This window comes from Blastopirellula marina (assembly GCF_002967765.1).
GTDB lineage: Bacteria > Planctomycetota > Planctomycetia > Pirellulales > Pirellulaceae > Bremerella > Bremerella marina_A.
Map to the genome: position 1 here is coordinate 23,792 of NZ_PUHY01000001.1, position 20,744 is coordinate 44,535.

The following is a 20,744-nucleotide window of genomic DNA, read 5'->3' on the forward strand; positions in this document are numbered from 1 at the left end:
TATGGCCCATTCTGCGTGGGAGGATTGGGACGCTTTGGCACTGTTGGTCGATCGCCTAAAACCAATCGGCAATGATCGTGGCCGGAATCATGGCGACGCCAAACAGGCAGAGACGTGTTTTTTAATTGCCGTCTAAAAATGACGGCTTACCCAACGCTGATGAAGTTGCTACCTTGAACTTAAATGTTTCCTTCTCCGGTTCGGATATCGGGAGTTCATCGGCCATGGTGGGCCTCTGGGGATCAGAAAGGAGTATCTCCAATGGGACGACCACGTAAGTTACCTCCTGGAATGCGAAAACGAGGCGAGGTTTACTACGCCAAGTTTCGCAAGGATGGCCGACTGATTCAGAAACGGCTCTCAACAAACTATCAAGCTGCAAGTGAGATGCTGACCGACCTAAGGGCTCGTACCGACAAGGCCGGGGCCGGCATACTGGATAACGATTTTCCGTGGAAGGAAGCAAAGGATGAGTACCTTCGCTGGGCACGGCAGCAAACTCGAATTGCGAAAGAATACGAATTTGCCCTGGGCAAGTTCGAGGAATACTTGAAGCCGAATAGCCTTCGGCAGATTACGCATGAATATGTCGTGGGCTTTCGGCAATGGCGACTTGAACAGAATGTGACGCCGCGGACCGTCAATAAGCAGGTTTTGGTTCTCAATGCCCTGATGAATAGGATGGTGCAGTGGGGCAAAATAGGCGTGAATCCTTTACATGGCATGGCTCACCTGAAGCACGACCAGAAAAAGAAACAACGCCGCAGTCTTTCGGCCGACGAGATCAATGCAATACTGGAGCACTCCGCGCCCTACCTGCGTCGCGTCTGGCTCATGTTCATGACGACCGGGATGCGAAAACAGGAACTGATCGAACTTAAGTTCTCGGACATCGACTTTGACCGGCACGTGGCAGTTATTCGCCCAGAGGTTGCCAAGAACCACCACGCACGCGAAGTCCCCATCTGTGACGAGATGATGGAAGTCATTCGACAACTTCAGAAGGAGTCTCCCATCCGGCATCCGATCGAAGGTCGCACGCCGGCCGTAACGGCCAAGCAGGCGGCGAACCTGTCCCGAGAACATGTCTTTGTCACGAACGCCAACACACCACTGCGAAATAACCTCCTGGTGCGTTTCTACGCGATTTGCAAACGTGCGGGCATCGATGATGCCAAACGAGGCGGAATGGTCGATATCCACGCTCTACGCGTCTCCTTCGTGACCCTGGCGATCGAGGGCGGCGCGGATCCCAAGAGCATTCAGGAGATCATCGGCCACAGTACGTTGGCTCTAACGATGAACGTCTACACCAAGGCCAGAGCCCAGGCGAAGCGATCGGCAATCAACGCCCTGCCCTTTGCCGTAGCCAGCGAGCCCAAAGTGCGGCAGATCATCCCGATCCAGGAAGCTAGAGAACGATTAGCCTAGGGCAAGAATCGTGAGACTGTCGCGAAGTCGCGCTTGAACCTCACCACTCCAGGAAATCAGATTTACAGCCCCTCTAGATAAAATCTCAAAAACCGTTGTGCCAGTCGGTTGCAAGAGTGACTGCAACCTTTTCTCCAGTCCAATCAGGAAACTGATCCGCGGTAATGTCGACGGTATAGCCAGCGACATCTAGCCAGGCGTGAGTCGTCCAATTCCCGTCAAGTTTTGGCCCACGTTCTGCGTTGACATATTCAACCTCTTGAAATCCGAGGCTAAGAAGATGCCGTCCAAGCATTTCCGATACGATGCCACAAGCACCAACGGGAAAGTCGTGCAGGCCCACGCAGAAGAATTGTCCTTTGCATTTCTCGAGAGCTGACCTGTACCGCTGAGACTCTTCAGCGAGGCGCGCTAGCGATTTGTTTTCCATCATTTTGTGTCCGTATAGTGTCCAAGTATTTTGGCTCTATTGTAAGTGCTTTATCAGAAACACGTTACTAGAACAACTGACGGTCTACGAAACCGAAGGTTGCAGGTTCGATCCCTGCCGCCCACACTCAATAAAAAAAGCCGTGAACGATTTGGTTCACGGCTTTTTTTGTTTCTTGAAATAATCTGGCGTCGTTCGCGTTACATCAACGAGCAAGGCCCTCCGCCTCGTTGTTGCAGTGCGATTTCGAACTCTAACTCGTCGAGTCGTTGGGAGAGACTGGCTTCCTGGTCGGCGGAATCGTCATCCTGGGCTTCCAGCGCTTGGAGCGTCTCGAGTTGCTCTTTGACTTGCAGCCACTCGGCCTGGAGTTGTTTGAGATTGTCTTGCTTCATGAATCGCGTTCGGTGACAAACCAATAGATCGCGCTTACCCAACGAGAACAACGCCGGGAACGCAGCTTCTTGGACCGTTGTTGCTACGTGCGCAACAGCTGCGCCCCGGCACAGGAATCATACCTGACTGCGTGAGACGAAGCGAGCAGTTTCCGCAAGGTGAAGGCTTTCTCCTAATGAGCCTTGGAAGCCTCGCACGAGGAATGTTGCGGGCAGGCGATTACTTCTTCCTCGCGGGGACGCGTGAACATTACGTGGTCGACCGTACCGGCAATCAGGTGTTGCACAAGGTTGTAGAAGATAATCGGGAGCAAGACTTGAGGGTGATCGGCTAGGGCCATCGAGGCCAGGACAAGGCCGGTACCGTTGTTGTTCATACCCAGCCCGAACATGAGGGCGACCTGGTCTGACTTACTACCGCGGTTAATGCGCCAGATTGTCCAGCCCGCGAGGAAAGCAACCATGCATAAAGTCGCCACAATCATAAGCGTGACGCCTAGGAAGTCGTAGTCTGGGTTAGCGATCGCTTGTGGAAGCGAAACCGAAGCATTCGAATAATTCAACAGCAACAAGATCGCGGCGTTGACTAATTTCAGATTAGCTTTGCTGGCGGCAACCTTTTCTTTGCCGACCACAAGGTGACACGCGATGCCGAGGACCGAAGGAATGATCACGGCGACAAGCAGGAACCAACCTGTTTGTGCCCCAGCCAATTCGTGCAGATCGGCTGAATAGTCGCCAGTGGTCATAAAGCCCACCGCATGCAGGGCGAGTGGCGTTGCAATTGGGCTGATGAGCGTTGAACCGAGCACTAAGCCCAAACTCAGTGCCAAATTTCCATTCGCATTCTGTGACCAAGCGGTCGACGAACCTGCGATAGGCATCGAGGCGACGAGAGCGAGTCCAACCAGGATGTTTTGCACTTCGTCTGGATTATGCCACATCTGCATTGTCAACATCACGGTGCCAATGTAGGTCAAAGGAATGAGTACATTGGCACCCAGTCCCATCAGAAGAGGCAGTGGCGTTGTGCGCAGTTGTCTAAGTGCCTTGATGTCGACGCCCAGTCCAGCATTGAAGAGCAGAAAGGCTAACATTAGCATCGGTAAGCTGATCGACCCCCACGCGATCTCGCGAATCTTTAATCCCAATGCTGGAAACAAGGCCGCAATGATATAGGAGCTAATCACGAACCAAATGAAATTACGATGAACGTGATGCGATAATCGGCTGAGGAAGTTCATGTGGTTACTTTCCTTAGGTAACACTTTGAATGGATATACGCTTCGTTAGTCGTCCATGAGATCATCAGAGACTTTCGGTAGCTGAAGCGTGAAACAACTCCCCCGAGTTCGTTCACTGGTGACGGTAAGGTCACCACCGAATGTTTTTGCCAAGCGATTGGCAATCGAAAGACCGAGTCCTACTCCTTCGACGCCACTTTGACGAGCCTGTTCACTTCGCACAAACGGCGTGAACAGGTTGCCAATATCACCCTTGTCGATACCACATCCCTGATCGGCGACGGACACGAGAATGTGGTCCTCGTCGTTGTTCAACGAAACGACGATCGGGCTCCCTGTTTCGCTGAATTTACAGGCGTTCTCCAACAGAATATTTAGGATTTCGGCTAACAGCTCTGACTGAGCGACACAGCGACTGCAACCTGATTGGTCGCAATCGAGCTGGATATCGTTGTGGCGAGGGTGGTCGTCCCATTGTGTGAGATACGTCGGTAGCCAGCTTGCTAGATCGACGATGACCAGTCTTGGCAAATTGGCCTCGCGATCGCTACGTGCCAGAAACAGAAGTGACTCGACGACCCGCGAAAGGTGGGTTCCTTTGCGTTTGATTGTTTCCAGTATGGCTTGGTAGTCGGTGTCGGTCCGATCGTGACGGAGAGCAACGTCGACATGTCCCAATATTGCCGTTAAAGGTGTCCGAAGCTGATGCGACGCATCGCTGGTGAAACGACGCTGGCGTTCGAACGACTCCTGCAAGCGATCGAGCATCGCATTAAACGCCTGAGTGAGTTGTCCGACTTCGTCATGCGTGTGCACTCTAGGAAGACGCTGGGAAGGATCAACAAAGTCGATATGTTCGGCAGCGATTGCCATTGAGCGTACCGGAGATAACGCCCAGCGGCAGACGTAGCGAGCTGAGGCGAATGCTGCTAGCCACACGACCGAAGAGAGCCCGACTAGCCAGGCGATGAGTTGCCACTGTGCGGCTTGCACGGGCTTTCGCGAGATGGCGGCACTAGCGATCAGGGCAGCATGCTTGGTGCTGGCTTCGCCGATCATAGGTTGGGAATCATCACTGGAGGAGGTGGTCGCCTCAATCGTGCGTTGGGCAAACTGCCAATTTCGGTTATCAAATGCCGTTATGTCGGTATGCTCGGCATCGTGCGAACGTGCGATCAGGTTGTTTTTGTCATCCTTGATCCACCAGGCCAACTGATCTTCGTAGGTTGGGAATTCCAGCACGCGACGTCGCTCGCCCGGTTCCCATTCGACGCCTGCTGCGTCGGTTTCGATCATCCCGCATATCGAATTGAGTGCTGCCGTCAGCCGCTCGTCAACTTGTTGGTTGAGATAGTAGTCGGCTACACCATACATCGAGACCGAGAAGCCTACGAGAACCAACAATAGCATGGCCAGGAAGAAGCAGGTTAGGCGGGTGGTAATGGTCACGATGCCTCCTCACCTAGGTAATAGCCGCGATTCCGGATCGTATGAATTAAGCGGGGCCCATGCGCTTCGAGCTTTCGTCGTAACTCCATCACGTGAACTTCGAGCGTGTTGGAAAGTCCGTCGTACTGTTCTTCCCAAACCTGTTCGTAGATTCGCGTCTTGCTGAGAATCTGACCAGGGTGTCGGAGAAAGAAGATGAGTAGAGAATGTTCTTTCGCCGTCAGGTCGAGTCGATTGCCCGCCCGTTCCGATCGCTGACTGACAAGATCAATCTGGATATCTTGGTGCGCGAGTATTGAGTTGGATTGACCTTGGCTTCGAACGAGGACGCGAATTCTGGCTAGTAGTTCCTCGAACGCGAACGGCTTGCAAAGATAATCGTTCGCCCCATGATCGAGCCCTTCCACGCGGTCGGAAACGGCGTCCTTGGCGGTCAGGAATAGCACAGGCGTGGATTGATCCCTTTGTCGAAACCGTTTAAGAAGCTGCATACCGTCGGTGATTGGTAGCCACCAATCGAGCAGCACGACATCCCAGCCGCCGTTTTGGAGTGCGAACCAGCCATCTTGTCCGTCGGCAGCGTGTTCGACGACGAAACCTTCTTCACGTAGTCCGCGAATCACGAATTCTGCGATTTCGTTGTCGTCTTCAATGAGTAAGATGCGAATGCCCATGGGAGCCTACTTTCGATCTCTCGTCGTTTGTTTCCGATGGGCATTGCCGATCATTACGAGCACGCGTTAGTCTTCGTCGTCTTCGTGCTCGTTATCATTTTGGACGACTTTGCCGCTCGGTTTGAGTTTCACTTCTTTGTTTTTACCATCCGTCGACTTGAGTTGGACTTCATAGTATTCCAACTCTTGCTCACCATCTTCGACTTCGTAAACGGCTTCCGCAGATGCGGCTTTCCAATCCGCGAAACGCTTCTTCAGCGTCTTCTTGACCTTCTTCGGTAGGTCCGCGAGCGGCAGCTCTGTCTCGGCAGATTCGACCTCACCATCTTCCTCGACGCAGACGTCGATCTTTTTGCCATCGAGTGAAAGGGTGACTTCGAACTCTAGCTCTTCGTCGCCCTCTTCCTCCTCGGAAGTGGCTTTTATGACCTTGGCGGTTGGATACATCTTCTTTACCGCATCGGATACGGCTTGGGGAAGCTTGTCGAGTGGAACCGACTTCTCTGCAGCCATCCCCTGACTGGCCAAAATCGTCAAGCCTGTAATCGCAATCGCGCAGTTGGACAAAACAAATCGCATGATGATACTCCTCGAAAAGTTCAAGTAAACATTCCTTGTACGATGGTTGAGCCAAAGAAGTCTTGCCTCACCAACCGTCTCTCGAATTGTATCTCTGCTCAATAAATCGTCCGTGAATCGAAAATAAGAAATAGTTTATTTACGAGGTGTTGATTGTGCACTCTTCGACAAGCCACGCATCGGGCGTTCAATTCGCCCGTGGCGATTACAGATCAGGAAGAGACGTATTTCTGATTTTGACCGAATGATGCGTATAAGATAGGAAGCAGCACCAGCGTGAGAAAGGTTGAGGAAACCAGCCCCCCAACGATCACAATCGCCATGGGATATTCGATCTCATGCCCAGGCAGATTACCGAGCACAATCAGCGGCAGCAGCGCTAACGCTGTGCTTGACGCGGTCATCAGGATGGGAGCCAACCGTTCGCTAGCTCCTCGCAAGATCAGCTCTACCCCAGGCCGCATCCCTTCCTGCTGCAGATGTTGATAGTGGCTGATGAGCAAGATTCCGTTCCGAATGGCGACACCAAATACCGTGACGAAACCAACCAGCGATCCAAGGGAGATATCTCCTCCGGTTGCTAAGATGCTAGCCACACCCCCGACACACGCGAGTGGCACGCTGACCATAACCAGTAATGCCAGTCGCGTCGAACGAAGGTCGACATATAGTAAGGCAAAGATCCCTAACAGCGCAACGCCGCTCAAAAGCAGAAGTCGGGTTTGTGCCTGGCTGCGAGCTTCGTATTCTCCACCGAATTCTAGATGGTACCCTGGTGGCAAGTTCGCTTCTACGGTGGACAATTGCTGCTGGATGTCCTCGGTGGCCGTCGCGACATCACGTCCTTCAAGGTTACAAGTGACCAGCAATCGACGGCTGGCTTGTTCGCGATTGATCGTGTTGATTCCATTCACCAAATTGATCGAGGCCACGGCATGCAGTGGTATCGATTCTCCCGTGAGAGAATCGACCTGTAATTGTCCGAGAAGTTCGGGACTTTCGCGTGTCTCAGGAGCGGCCCGTACGATCACATCGAAGACGCGATCTTGCTCGTACACCTGTCCCACGACCGTCCCACGTAGCAACGTTTGGATGTCTTGATTTAGCTGCCCAACTGAGAAGCCGTAACGAGCGGCCTCTTGCGGGCGGACCATGACTTGGATTTGTGGAACTTCGACTTGTTGTTCGATCTGTAAGTCGGCGACGCCTTTGATTCGTTGCATGACTTTCGTGACCGACTGGGCATGGTCGCGCAGCACGTTTAAGTCGGAACCAACGATACGAACGACTAGATCGGCCGTCGAGCCTGTGATTACTTCGTCGATTCGCTCGCGTAAGAATTGTTTCACTTGAAAACGATGGCCTGGGACGTCGTCGACACTTTCGCGAACTTCTTTGAGTACCGAGTCGTAGTCCGCAGTTTCGTCGATCACGACCCAGATTTCACTGATATTCGGTCCCCAGGTATCTTCCGACAAGTCCGCACGACCAACTTGTTGAGCGACGCTCAATACTCCTGGGATTGCCTGCAAGCGATTGGCAACGCGACTCCCGACACGAACCGCCTCGGGCAACGATTCGTCAGGACTTCCGACCATGAAGACGACAAAATTTGATTCGCGAAAGTCAGGCAAGAACTCGCCACCGAGAAAAGGTATGACTGCCGCGGCGGCCGTGATCATGAAGACTGAAGTCGCGACGGTCGTTTTTCGAAACCGCAGAAACAACGGTAACATCTGACGATAGATTCGAGTTAGCCCACGCACCAAAAATGGATCGCGTTCTTCCCTTCCGTTCGTTCCTCTCAGCATCAGCAGGCACATCGCTGGGGTCACTATCAATGCGACCAATAATGAAACCAGGATAGCCGAGATGTAAGCCATCCCGAGCGGCCAGAAAAAGGTACCGGCCAGTCCGCCCATGAAGAACACCGGAACGAAAATAAGAACGACAATAAAGCTGGCATAAACGACGGCGCTGCGGACTTCCAGCGAAGCATCCAGTACGACTTGAAGTGCGGACCGAGGCGAGTCCATGCGGGCGTTCTCTCGCAATCGACGGAGGACGTTTTCGACATCGACAATCGCGTCGTCGACGACTTCGCCTAAAGCGATTGCCAACCCGCCTAATGTCATGGCGTTAAGCGAAAATCCCAGCCCGCGGAGGACAAGGATCGCGCCGAGCAACGACAGGGGTATCGCCGTGAGACTGATGACTACGGTCCGCCATTGAAAGAGGAACGCGATCAAGATCAATATGACCAGCACGCAGCCAATTAGAATCGCAGAGCTCAGGTTGCCGATTGCCCGTTCGATAAACGTCGCTTGGCGAAATAGCACCGGATGCAGTTCGACACCAGCAGGCAATGTTTGCCCAAGTTCGCTAATCGCTTGTTGCACATTATCTGAGACGGTCAATGTGTTGAATGAAGGTTGTTTGTGAACCAGCATCAACACGCCTGGTTGGCCATTGATCGTGGCATCGCCCGGTTTATCGGCGGCTCCGACTGCCACGTCAGCAACCTGGCCCAAGGTTATTGGCACACCTTCTTCCATGAAAACGGGTACGGCGGCCAAGTCTTCCGGCGACATAATTTTGGTGCGCTGTTGGATTGTCAAGCGCTGATTGGGAGTCTCTAAATAACCTGCTCCACCAAACCCGGTCGCATTCTGTGCTGCCAAAGTGACCTCGTCCAGTGTCAATTGATACTGTCGAAGCTTAAGGGGATCGACGAGCACCTGATACTGCTTAACTTCTCCGCCAAACACTTCCACATGCGCGACACCTCGCACTGCTTGGAGTCGACGACGAAACGTCCAATCAGCGATCGTCCGTAACTCCATTGCGGAGATGGAATCGGATGTCATTCCAAGCATTAATAGGCGACTAGTGGAGGCGGCGAGTGGTGTCATTCGCGGAGCCCCTGCTAGTTTTGGCAACTGCGTGGAAGCTTCATTTAGTCGTTCACTCACCAATTGCCGTGCATCCAAAATATCGGTGCCATCGTCAAAGATCGCCGTTACCACGGAGAGTCCAGCAACCGAAGAGGATCGCAGCGTTTTGATGTGACTAACGCCGTTCACTGCCGATTCAACTGGGATGGTGATCAGTTGCTCGACTTCCTCGGTCGAAAGTCCTGGAGCTTCCGTTTGGATCACAATTTGAGGCGGAGCGAACTCAGGAAAGACATCCCATGGCGACTCTTGAACTGTGTACGCACCGATGGCGATTAAGCTGACTGCCAACAGCAGCACAATCACGCGAAATTCAAGTGAAAAATGGATCAGGCGAGCAAGCATACTAATCGTCGTCCTCGACATCGAGTTGCTCTTCGTGCTGTTCGCCGTAGATTGCTTGAGCACCACGAACGACAATCTCTTCACCTTCGTCGAGGCCTTGCTTGATGGCGACGACTGCTTTGCTTCCAGATCCAAGCTGCACTTGTCTGGGCTCGAAAGAGTCTTTGGCTGTCCGCACGTAGACGATTGGATCGCCGTTGCCTCCCCACACCACAGCGGAACGAGGAACGACCCGTTGCTCCTGTAGGTCTCCCAGAGGCAATTCTATTGAAATCGATTGTCCGGGGCGTAGTTTACCGTCGCTATTCGCCAGCTCGTAATAAATGTCTACCGTGCGACGTCCAGGAGCCGCTGCAACAATTGCATCGACGGGCGCGGCGCTGAACGGTTCTAACTTGCCAGGTAACGAAACAATCGCGGGTGAGTCGTCCGAAATAGTTGACACATCGTCCACGAAAACGGGAACCTTGATCCAAAGCTGGCTCCAGTTCGAGACCGTCCAAAGAGGATCGCCGACAATGACCAACTGGTTCCCGGCCACGTTGACCGCGCTCACGTGGCCAGTCAGAGGTGCGGTAATGGGCACCGGCCGTAGGATGATTTCATCCGCATAGGGCTCGGTCGGCAAGTACGAAAGCTTGTCGCGGGCTTCACGATAGGCAATGTCGTTTCGCTCGATCGTCTCTTGAAGTTCCAAGAGACGCGTGCCTGCGATTGCTTGATTCGCGTCGTTTTGTTGAATGCCACGCAGCTGATTCTGGGCCAGTTTCTTTGAAACCAACGCTTGATTCATCAGGACATCGGCTTCCTCCTTCGCGATCACTAGTTGCGTTTCCTCTTGCGGGGACAGAGCAGTTCGCAATGTTCCCAGCCTTTCGCCACGGGTTACTTGGGTGCCAATCTGAAGGCGTGGGTCGCTGGGGTTGGGATCATAGAAGCCAGTCACGCGGGCGCGGATGATTGACTCATTACCTGGGATTGTCATCAACCAACCGGTTGTCCGCAATGTATTTGGTAGCACTTGCGAACTGACCTTCGCGGTCTTGATACCGATCGATTCCTGAACGCTCGGAGTAATCCGAATGATCTCGCTGGTGGATGGGATGTCGTCGTCATCCGACAGTTGACCGGTGTCGATACTGCGGAATTGGCAGCCGACAAAACAACTAAGAAGGAGTAGGCCTATCGTTCGGCGCTTATCCATTTCAGATTCTTAAACCCTGTTACAACGAGTTTTCGTATTCGATCGCCCTTCTCTATCCTACATCAAACCAAGAAAACGTGTCACGATCGCGGATTAGGTGTCGTGTTCCTGAAGCTATGCGTGGTCAAATTCGCTAAATAACAGGCAGTTCAATAGCGTTCTTAGACAAAACATGAACAATAATTAACGTTCGAGCGCGGAACGTCTTCAAGGCAAAACGACCTCACCCGTCTCTGTCACCTGCCAGAGACGCCCTGTGGTAACCTCCATGGCCGTGAGGAGTCCACCAATGCTGCATCCGGTATCGAGGCAGCGACAAAAAACCCATATCAAGTAGTTTGCCCGGGGAATGACCAACGATCGCGATCTTATCGTTAAGATGTGGCCGCGGAGGTTCGACTTCGATCGGCGTCAAACGAAGAAGCCGCGAAGGCTGCTCATCCAGCGGTGAATGCCAGCAATAGTTGGCGTGCGTGAAGAAGAACTGCTCGGTTTAGTAGATTGGTTGACAGGCTTCCAAGAACTGCCAATGTTGATCCGGTACGTCGGCAAGGTCTGCCGTGGACCCATATGATTTAAGCGTGAGATCGCCTCCTTTGTATAGCCAGCGATCGACCGCCTGTGCATTGCAGCGAGCGTCGATCATCATCTCGTCATGGTTTTCCCAAGATAGCGACATGCTGACACGTTTCTCGAAGAGCAGAAAGGATCTCCAAGGTCTGACATGTCTCTGGTCCGCGATTCACGTAATCACCAAGGGTTACGATGGTGTCGTCTGCCGCAGGACGGATCAGGTCTAACATCGTTTGCAAAGTGACGGCATGTCCGTGGATATCCCCGATCGCGATCAGTCGTCCGGTGGCATTTGGTCGGTTCGGCATCAAAGTTCAGATCCAACAAATGTTTCGTAACGGCACGCTATCTTGACAGCAAAATGAGAATCGTACCGAGCGAACTTTTTCGCTGCACGCTTGTCCTTCGATGAACATCGAAATTCAATAAAATGTCGCACGCCGATGTGGGGCGTGCCAGGTTGCCGTATGATGACGACAACCGTACCTAGGCGATTTCGGAAAGCGTCCTCGAATATGCTCCTCACGATCACAACCGATCATCAGCCTGCGACCGATCTCGGTTATTTGCTGCATAAGCACCCGGAACGGTTGCAATCGTTTGATTTGGCTTTTGGTAAGGCACATGTCTTCTATCCGGAAGCAGACGTCCAACGCTGCTCTGCTTGTTTGTTGCTGGATGTTGATCCGGTCGGCATGGTTCGGGGGAAGAACCGTAACCAGGGCGATTTGCTGGGGCATTACGTCAATGACCGATCCTATGTGGCCTCTTCACTGCTGAGCGTGGCGATCGCGCAGGTTCTTGGTACGGCCATGGCGGGCCGCTGCAATCAAAGGCCTGAGCTGGCGAGCACTCCCCTTCCCTTCGAGGCCCGGCTTGATGTGCTGCCAGTTCGCGGCGGCGAGCGTTTCCTGCATGAGATATTCGAACCACTGGGATACGAGGTAGAAGCTGAACGTTATCTGCTCGATCCGGAATTTCCTCAGTGGGGCGAGAGCGTTTACTACTCGGTCACGATTCGCGCGACCGTAACGTTATCCGACTTGCTGACGCACCTTTACGTGCTGATCCCGGTGTTCGACAACGAGAAACACTATTTTGTCGGGGAGGATGAATTGGAAAAGCTGCTGGCGAAGGGAGGAGCATGGCTCGCTGCGCATCCGCAGAAAGAACAGATCAGCCGCCGCTACCTGAGGAACCGCCACAGCCTATATCGCCAGGCGTTGTCGCGATTGTTAGAGATGGAATCGCCGGAGAGCGACGAGGAGTCACCAAGACCCGCAGCGCAAGAAGAAACGCTGGAACGAACGTTGAGCCTAAACGATCAGCGTCACGGGGCTGTCTTGGCTGCATTGAAGGCGAGCGGTGCGCGAAGTGTGCTCGATTTAGGATGTGGAGAAGGAAAGCTCCTGCGTGATCTACTTAACGAAAAGCAATTCGAGCAGATCGTCGGCATGGATGTTTCGTTCCGTAGTTTGGAATTCGCCCAGAAACGACTCAAACTCGATCGATTGCCGGAACGTCAAGCTCAACGACTGAAGCTGTTGCACGGTTCGTTGATCTATCGCGATCGGAGGTTAGAAGGTTTTGATGCGGCGGCACTAGTGGAAGTAATCGAGCACCTTGATTCGCCTCGCCTGGCAGCGTTGGAACGGGTCGTATTCGAGTTTGCCCAGCCAAAGACCGTCGTCGTGACCACCCCCAACCAGGAATACAACGTGATGTGGGAAACCTTGCCGGCTGGCCAATTCCGTCACAATGACCACCGTTTTGAATGGACGCAGGCCGAATTCCAAGCTTGGGCCCAGCAGGTTGCTGGGCAACATGGCTACGCCGTTCGCTTTCTGCCAGTCGGTCCAGAAGATGAAACAGTTGGATCACCAACGCAAATGGGAATGTTTACGCGAAGATTGTGATCGCCGATCCATCGAATCGCAGTACGATGATCCCTCTCGACTATTCTTAGTAACTCCCTCATGAACATCTCGATCCCAAGACTCTCTCTCGTAATTCTCATCGGTCCCAGCGGTTCTGGCAAAAGCACCTTTGCGCGAAAGCATTTCTTGCCGACGGAAGTTCTTTCGTCGGACTATTGCCGTGGACTCGTGAGTGACGACGAGAACAATCAAGAGGCGACCAGTGACGCGTTTGACCTGTTGCACTATGTAGCAGCCAAGCGGCTGGCCCGGGGGCTGGTGACAGTCGTCGATGCAACGAATGTACAGCCCGAAGCGCGGCGGCCTCTGGTTCGGCTCGCGAAGGATTACCACGTGCTGCCGGTAGCGATCGTGCTGAACGTGCCAGAAGATGTTTGCCACGAGCGCAATCGTGATCGGCCTGATCGCACGTTTGGTCCCCATGTTGTGCGGCAACAACGTTCGCAATTGCGACGGGGATTGAAGGGACTAAAGCGGGAAGGATTTCGACACGTGTTTGTGCTCGATTCTCCCGAGAAGATCGAAGCGGCTTCGATCGAACGTGTTCCGCTGTGGAATGACCGAACGGACGAGCATGGCCCATTCGATATCATTGGCGACCTGCACGGATGTGGTGACGAGCTGGAATCGCTGCTGGCATCGCTAGGCTACCAAAACCAGACGTCGGCGAAGACCGACCCGGTATGGGGAGACTCTTTTTACGCACATCCCGAGGGCCGTAAGGCGGTATTCGTCGGTGACTTGGTTGACCGGGGGCCACGTGTGCTGGACTGTGTGCGGATCGCGCGGAATATGGTGCAGCACGGAAGCGGTTTGTGTGTTCCAGGTAACCACGATATGAAGCTGCTGCGCAAATTACGTGGTAAGAACGTCAAGCTGACGCATGGTCTGGCTGAGACGATGCAGGAGATCGATGCGTTGTCGGACGATGTTCGCCAGCCACTTTGCAAGCAGCTAAGTGAGTTTCTCGACGGGCTGGTCAGTCACTACGTATTAGACGACGGTAAACTGGTCGTCGCGCATGCCGGGATGAAGGAAGCGTATCAAGGACGCGGCTCCGGCAAGGTACGCGAGTTCGCATTGTTTGGCGAAACAACCGGGGAGACTGACGATTTCGGTTTGCCGGTGCGCTACAACTGGGCTGCCGAGTATCGCGGTTCGGCGATGGTCGTTTATGGTCATACGCCCGTCCCAGAACCAGAGTGGCTCAATCATACGGTTAATGTCGACACGGGCTGTGTATTTGGTGGCAAGCTGACGGCCCTGCGTTATCCGGAACGGGAGTTCGTTTCGGTCCCAGCGGCGAAGACCTACTGCGAACCAAGCCGTCCCTTTTTGCCGCAGCATGACTCAGCCGAAACGCTCTCTGCACAACAGCTTCATGATGACATCCTGGAAGCCGAGGACGTCTTGGGGAAGCGGATCGTATCGACGCGCCTTCATCACAACGTCACGATTCGGGAAGAGAACTCGACCGCCGCGCTGGAAGTGATGAGTCGTTTCGCGGCCAACCCGAAGTGGTTAATTTACCTACCACCGACGATGTCTCCATGTGAGACGTCGCAGGAACCAGGCTTGCTTGAGCATCCGGCCGAAGCGTTTTCATACTTCCGTAGCCACGGTGTCCCGCAGGTTGTTTGCCAAGAGAAGCACATGGGCTCGCGCGCCGTCGTAGTGGTATGCCAAGATGAAGAGGCCGCTCGACAACGCTTTGGCGTTTCCGAAGGGGAAATGGGAATCGTCTATACGCGTACTGGTCGTCGCTTCTTCACGGATGTAGAGGTAGAGAAGCAGTTGCTCGATCGGCTGCGGGCTGCGCTGACTGCGACAAATTTCTGGAAAGAGTTCAACACCTCTTGGGCTTGCTTTGACTGCGAGCTGATGCCCTGGTCGGCTAAGGCTCAGGAGCTTCTGCGTAGTCAATATGCTGCGGTCGGAGCAGCTGGTAATGCGGCTTTGCCACATGCCATCTCGGCGCTGACACGCACGTTTCAGCGGATGGGTGACGACAACTGGCGTGATGCCTATCCCGGTTTGGCAAATTTCGAGAGCCGATTCAACAATGCGCAGGCATTCGTTAAAGCGTACCGACAATATTGTTGGCCGGTCGCATCGATCGATGATTTGAGGCTGGCTCCGTTCCATCTACTGGCGACGGAAGGACGCACCTATCTCGATCAGAACCACATCTGGCACATGCAAACTTTGGGAAAGATCTGCCAGACCGATCCGACGATCCTGCTGGCGACCGACTTTCAGACGGTGGACGTCACCAATCAAGCCTCCATCGACGAGGGCACTCAATGGTGGCTCACGCGCACTAGCCAGGGTGGCGAAGGGATGGTCGTCAAACCGTTGGATTGGGTGGTACGTGGCAAGAAGGGGCTGGTTCAGCCAGCCGTGAAATGCCGTGGTAAAGAATACCTACGAATCATTTACAGCCCCGATTACGACTCGGATGTGAATCTTACCCGTCTGCGTCATCGTGGCTTGGCCCGCAAACGGTCGTTGGCGTTGCGTGAATTTGCTTTGGGAATCGAAGCTCTGGAGCGATTTGTACGACGCGAACCACTTCGCCGAGTCCACGAGTGCGTGTTCGGAGTGTTAGCCCTCGAGAGCGAACCGGTCGATCCGCGGTTGTAGGCGTAATCGATGCGAATCGCCAGAAATGGTTGAACTCTACGCAGGAAAAGGGCAAGATAGCGGCAACGAAATAACCACGTCGTTGCCCGCCCCAAGCAGCTCTTTCCTTCCATTCGGTTCGTCCTGCGTGTCCCCACGTACGCGGTCGGCGGCCGAACGAATCTCGCCTACCGTTTCGGGAATCTTATCGATGTTTCGTTGCCTAGCGTTGGCCTGGTTAGCTCTCCTGCTTTTCGACCATTCAGCCTCTGCCCAAGATGGGAACCGCCTAACTTATTTGGATGAGTTCTGCGATCCGTACTATGTCGATCAGGAATTTCCCAAGTTGATCACGCCGCAGTGGGTGGGTGAAGAAGGAGTCGAAGCGGTCGTCATTCTTTCGATCGACGATATGCGTGATCCCGCGAAGTATGAAGCCTTTCTTCGGCCGATTTTTGAACGCGTGAAGGAAATACATGGTTCGGCTGGTGTCAGCATCATGACGAACTGGGTCGATCCCGAAGACCCGTTGCTTGAGCAGTGGTTGACCGAAGGAGTCGCGATCGATGCGCATACGGCTGACCATCCTTGCCCATGTTTACAAGGAGGCATCTTCGCAAACGGTAAGGGAACCTACGACCGCTGTGTCGACCGATTATTCGAGATACCTCACAATCGACCGGTCGCGTTTCGCTTTCCCTGTATGGATTCAAAGAATACGCCGAGCCCCCGGATGTTCGCGGAAGCGCTTTGCAAGACTACCGAAAAGGGCAACTTCCTGCAGATCGATTCATCGGTCGACAACGTCTTCACGGCCGACGATCCCGAACTACCACGCGACCTGGTAACCGACGCGGACGGCCAGGGACGATTTACTAAATACATTCCGTTTCCGTCTTTTGTGAACAAGATCGAGAATTACCCCTATCCGTACATTATCAGCCGCACGATGTGGGAATTTCCTTGCACGATTCCAGACGACTGGCAAGGATTCAACTTGCAGCAGCCCGCCAATCCGAAGACAGTGGAAGATTGGAAGGCCTCGCTCGATGCCACGGTCATTAAACAAGGTACGGCCGCGTTCATCTTTCATCCCCATGGTTGGATTCGTAACCAGCAGTTGGTCGACATTGTCGATCATGCCGTCGAGAAGCATGGTCGGAAGGTTGCGTTTCTCCAGTTTCGCGACTGCTTAGACCGCATCAACGACAATCTGCTGAAAGGACAACCGCTGAGAACGGCCACTGGCGAAGACAACGGCGTTCGTCTGCTGGATGTCAACGCTGATGGCTTTATGGATGTGATCATTGGCAACGACGAGCTGCAGCTTACACGGGTCTGGGATCCGAAGAAAAGCACCTGGAAGGAGACGCCGTTTCCAGTCAAGTTGGTCACGATCAGCCATAAGGAAGAACGCCTGGCCCAGCGAGTTCGGTTTGGCATTCTGGGGGGAGATGTTGTCGCGTTGGCCAGCGATGAATCGATGCGTGGAGCTTGGCGATTCGACGGCACAGCTTGGAAGGAAGAGCCACACTTGCTCAGTGGCTTGACGCTCGGCGGCAAAGAGGTCGCGTTCGCCAAAGCGGGCATCGACCAGGGAATACGGCTGCGTGATCTCGATGGCGATGGCAACTGCGAGCTGATTGTGGGATCGGTCGACTTGCGTGGTATCTTCTCTTGGGATGCTGCTGCGCAATCGTGGAAGCTGCTGCCGTTTGTTCTGCCTGAAAATACCGAGATTGTCTTTGGCGACGGGCTTGATGCTGGTTTGCGGTTTGTTGATATCGACGAAGACGGGCATGAAGATGTTGTCTTTTCCGATGAACGCCGCTTTTCGCTCGACTTGTTTACCTCGCTCGAAGAAGGATGGTCGCGGCACGTTTCGTCGGGGGCACGGAACGATGTAGGCGCAATTCCAATGATATCGCGCAGTGGCACCAACAACGGAGCATGGTTCGCGAACAACTATCTCTGGATTCAGAACGAAGATACAGCCCGGCTGCCCGATGGGATCGAGCGTATGTCGTTCGTCGACATGCTACGTCCCGTCGATACCGAGCCGAAGACCGCAGCGGCTGCCAAAGAGGCCATTCGAGTTCACCCTGGATTTCGCGTCGATCAAGTCGCGGCGGAACCGCTCGTGATGGACCCGGTTTCTTACGATTGGGGAGCCGACGGCAAGCTATGGGTGGTCGAGATGGCAGACTACCCGCTAGGTGTTAATGGTCAGCCCGGGGGACGTGTCCGTTACCTGGAAGATACGGACAACGATGGAAATTACGATGCCTCGACATTGTTTCTCACGGGGCTTAATTTCCCGACCGGCGTGATGGCATGGGGCGACGGTGTGATCGTCTCGGCCGCGCCAGATATCTTCTACGCGGAAGACACCAACGGGGACGGCAAGGCAGACCAGCGTGAGACGCTTTATACCGGATTTGGAGAAGGCAATCAGCAGCACCGCGTGAATGGATTTTGGCGTGGGCTTGACAACTGGATCTATGTGGCAAACGGCGACAGTGGCGGCTCGATCAAGTCCTTCAAAACGGGGAAGACCATCGACATTCGTGGCCGTGATCTGAGGATACGTCCAGACACGGGCGAGTTGGAAGCGGTGACTGGGCAAACCCAATTTGGGCGGGCGATGGATGATTGGGGAAATTGGTTTGGCTGCAACAATTCGCGTCCGCTATTTCACTTCATGATCGATGATCACTACTATTCGCGTGCCGCACAAGTCGCAGCTCCGACGCCACTCGATCATATTTCAACGGTGACCAATACACCGATCTATCCGCGAAGCCGCGTGCTCAGTCACTGGTCGGGCTACGTTCCACCCGCGGAAGGCGAGCCAAGTCGGTTTACCTCGGCTAGTAGTATCACGATTTATCGCGATACGCTGTTTGGGCCTTCCTTTCGTAACATGGCGCTGATCTGCGAGCCAGTCCATAACTTGATCCATCGCCATGCTCTCACACCCCATGGGCTTTCGTTTCAAGGGGAGCGGGCTGCTGGAGAAGAATTTAACGAGTTCGTCGCGTCATCCGACTCGTGGTTCCGTCCTGCTTCGCTTCGAACTGGACCGGACGGAGGCATTTGGTTCACCGATATGGTACGAGAAGTTCTGGAACATCCCGAGTGGATCGATGACGAAGAAGAGAAGCGAATCGATCTGCGAGCTGGCCACGACAAAGGACGTATCTATCGAATTCTTCCCGTAACCGTACCGGGTACGGCGATCCCCCAATTCGATCAGCTGTCGAACATGGAGTTGGTTGAACAGCTTAGCAGTACCAACGGTTGGCGGCGCGACATGGCACAGCACCTTTTGATCAAACGAGACGCAAAAGATTGCGCGGCACAGCTGAAGGAAGTTGCCTTAAAGTCTGATCAGGCACTTGGTCGACTGCATGCCCTGTGCACGCTGGATGGTTTGGGTCTGCTTGATCCGGAAGTACTCGCTGCAGCCTGCGAAGATGAGCACTCTGGCATTCGGCGTCACGCGGTTCGTCTTGCGGAAACAATGCTCGACACGTCGCCCGAACTTCAAGCGGCGATTACCAAACTGGTGGAGGACTCGGCGGCAAAGGTAACGCTTCAGGTAGCCTATTCCCTCGGCGAATGGCATGCGCCAGCTTCTGGCGAACTTCTCGCTCGATTGCTACTTGCTCATTCCAAGAACCCTTACATCACGTCAGCAGCGTTCACTTCGCTGACCCCTACTAACGTGCTGACCACGTACGATATCCTGCTTTCGGCCACGAAAGACCACCCAGAGTCAAATTCGCTTCTCCAGGAGGTGATCCGGATTGCTGTAGGCTTCCACGAGAAGAACGCTATCGAGTGGATGGCGATCAGCCTATTGCCTGCTGCGGGCGAGCCGATGAGCAGCTGGCAGACCGCAGCTCTCGCAGAATTACTGACGGCGATGAAGAGCGAAAATCTCGAAACGGATGAGATTCTCAGTAGCAAAACGCAGGCAAAATTAGCTGCGACATGCTCTCGTGCTCGCGAGGCGTTGGCGAATCCGAACGAAGATTCTGCCGAAACAAGACGAAGCCTAGCTCTGGTGGCCTGCTCAGCAGATTCCGACGAAGATGACTTGGAATTGATGATTGATCTATTACAGCCCACTAACTTGCCTGAGATTCAAACGGCCGCTATCAATCAATTGTCACAGCTGAGCTCTTCCCAAGTGGCCAAAAAGATGATTCACGATTGGTCTAACTATACGCCATCGGTTCGCACGCAACTGTTAGAAGCGATCTTGTCGCGTCCGTCTTGGTGCTCGGTCTTAATGAACGCGATTGATGACAAATCCATTCCAGCGACCGAAATTGGATCGACATCGCGTCGGCGTTTAATCGAGCATCCCAACAAAGAGATCGCTAGAAGAGCCGACACATTGTTCTCCGAAAACTCGACTACGACACGCAGTGAAGTGATCGTCCAGTACGCGGATGCCTGGACGCTGTCCGGTCGCATGTTGCCAGGAAGACTCTTGTTCATGAAGCATTGCGCCAGCTGCCATCGTCTGGAAGGTCAAGGGCACGACGTTGGGCCTGACTTAACCGCGCTGACCAATAAGTCGCCAGAAACGCTCGGCACGGCCATTCTTGATCCTAACCGAGCGGTAGAAGATAAGTTCCTGGAGTATGCAGCATTGACGCTCGATGGTCGCGCGTTTACCGGGGTTCTGACTGCCGAAAGCAGTGGAAGCGTCACCCTCCTGGGGCAAGACAATAAAAAGCAAACGATTCTCCGCAAGGACCTCGACCAACTCCGCAGCACTGGGCGATCGCTTATGCCAGAAGGTTTTGAGAAGGTGCTTGATCAACAAGCGATGGCCGATTTGGTTTTCTATTTGGCGAACGTTAAGACGCTTCCGGTCGCTAGGGAATAATCTT

Annotated in this window: 14 protein-coding genes; 4 read left to right on the plus strand and 10 right to left on the minus strand. The window is 53.8% G+C overall.

Annotated elements, in window-relative coordinates; genetic code table 11:
- Positions 1-261 precede the first annotated feature (261 nt).
- Positions 262-1,431, plus strand: a complete 1,170-nt coding sequence (locus C5Y83_RS00100) for a tyrosine-type recombinase/integrase (RefSeq protein ID WP_158262166.1) — start codon at positions 262-264, stop codon at positions 1,429-1,431.
- Between the two features lie 85 nt (positions 1,432-1,516).
- On the opposite strand, the gene C5Y83_RS29260 is transcribed toward C5Y83_RS00100, so the two are convergent.
- From C5Y83_RS29260 to C5Y83_RS00145, 10 genes are all read right to left on the minus strand, one after another.
- Positions 1,517-1,774, minus strand: a complete 258-nt coding sequence (locus C5Y83_RS29260) for a hypothetical protein (protein WP_158262167.1) — start codon at positions 1,772-1,774, stop codon at positions 1,517-1,519.
- Between the two features lie 287 nt (positions 1,775-2,061).
- Positions 2,062-2,256, minus strand: a complete 195-nt coding sequence (locus C5Y83_RS00110; RefSeq protein ID WP_105327616.1) for a hypothetical protein — start codon at positions 2,254-2,256, stop codon at positions 2,062-2,064.
- A 173-nt stretch (positions 2,257-2,429) separates the two neighbouring features.
- The gene (locus tag C5Y83_RS00115; protein ID WP_105327617.1) at positions 2,430-3,500 is read right to left on the minus strand and encodes a bile acid:sodium symporter family protein; all 1,071 of its coding nucleotides are present in this window, start codon (positions 3,498-3,500) and stop codon (positions 2,430-2,432) included.
- Between the two features lie 45 nt (positions 3,501-3,545).
- A complete protein-coding gene (locus C5Y83_RS00120; RefSeq protein WP_105327618.1) occupies positions 3,546-4,949 on the minus strand; it encodes an ATP-binding protein in 1,404 nt (467 codons plus the stop codon).
- A complete protein-coding gene (locus C5Y83_RS00125) occupies positions 4,946-5,623 on the minus strand; it encodes a response regulator transcription factor (RefSeq protein WP_105327619.1) in 678 nt (225 codons plus the stop codon). Before C5Y83_RS00125 ends, C5Y83_RS00120 begins: the two co-directional genes overlap by 4 nt.
- A 66-nt stretch (positions 5,624-5,689) precedes the next feature.
- Entirely contained in the window at positions 5,690-6,202 is a 513-nt protein-coding gene (locus tag C5Y83_RS00130) for a PepSY-like domain-containing protein (RefSeq protein WP_105327620.1), read from the minus strand.
- A 212-nt stretch (positions 6,203-6,414) separates the two neighbouring features.
- Positions 6,415-9,522, minus strand: a complete 3,108-nt coding sequence (locus C5Y83_RS00135) for an efflux RND transporter permease subunit (RefSeq protein ID WP_199194942.1) — start codon at positions 9,520-9,522, stop codon at positions 6,415-6,417.
- A complete protein-coding gene (locus tag C5Y83_RS00140; RefSeq protein WP_105327622.1) occupies positions 9,503-10,705 on the minus strand; it encodes an efflux RND transporter periplasmic adaptor subunit in 1,203 nt (400 codons plus the stop codon). The genes C5Y83_RS00135 and C5Y83_RS00140 overlap by 20 nt, the downstream gene beginning before the upstream one ends.
- Positions 10,706-11,198: 493 nt before the next feature.
- Entirely contained in the window at positions 11,199-11,384 is a 186-nt protein-coding gene (locus C5Y83_RS29045; RefSeq protein ID WP_146117584.1) for a hypothetical protein, read from the minus strand.
- Complete coding sequence (locus tag C5Y83_RS00145) at positions 11,359-11,586, minus strand: metallophosphoesterase (protein WP_105327623.1); 228 nt, start codon at positions 11,584-11,586, stop codon at positions 11,359-11,361. Before C5Y83_RS00145 ends, C5Y83_RS29045 begins: the two co-directional genes overlap by 26 nt.
- 207 nt (positions 11,587-11,793) lie before the next feature.
- On the opposite strand from C5Y83_RS00145, the gene C5Y83_RS00150 reads away from it, so the two are divergent.
- The 3 genes from C5Y83_RS00150 (at position 11,794) to C5Y83_RS00160 (ending at position 20,740) form a co-directional block, all read left to right on the plus strand.
- Entirely contained in the window at positions 11,794-13,194 is a 1,401-nt protein-coding gene (locus tag C5Y83_RS00150; RefSeq protein WP_105327624.1) for a 3' terminal RNA ribose 2'-O-methyltransferase Hen1, read from the plus strand.
- A 60-nt stretch (positions 13,195-13,254) separates the two neighbouring features.
- Positions 13,255-15,858, plus strand: a complete 2,604-nt coding sequence (locus C5Y83_RS00155) for a polynucleotide kinase-phosphatase (RefSeq protein WP_105327625.1) — start codon at positions 13,255-13,257, stop codon at positions 15,856-15,858.
- 190 nt (positions 15,859-16,048) lie between these two features.
- Positions 16,049-20,740 carry a PVC-type heme-binding CxxCH protein gene (locus C5Y83_RS00160; protein WP_158262168.1) on the plus strand — a complete coding sequence of 1,564 codons (4,692 nt, stop codon included), beginning with the start codon at positions 16,049-16,051 and terminating at the stop codon, positions 20,738-20,740.
- Positions 20,741-20,744: the final 4 nt, after the last annotated feature.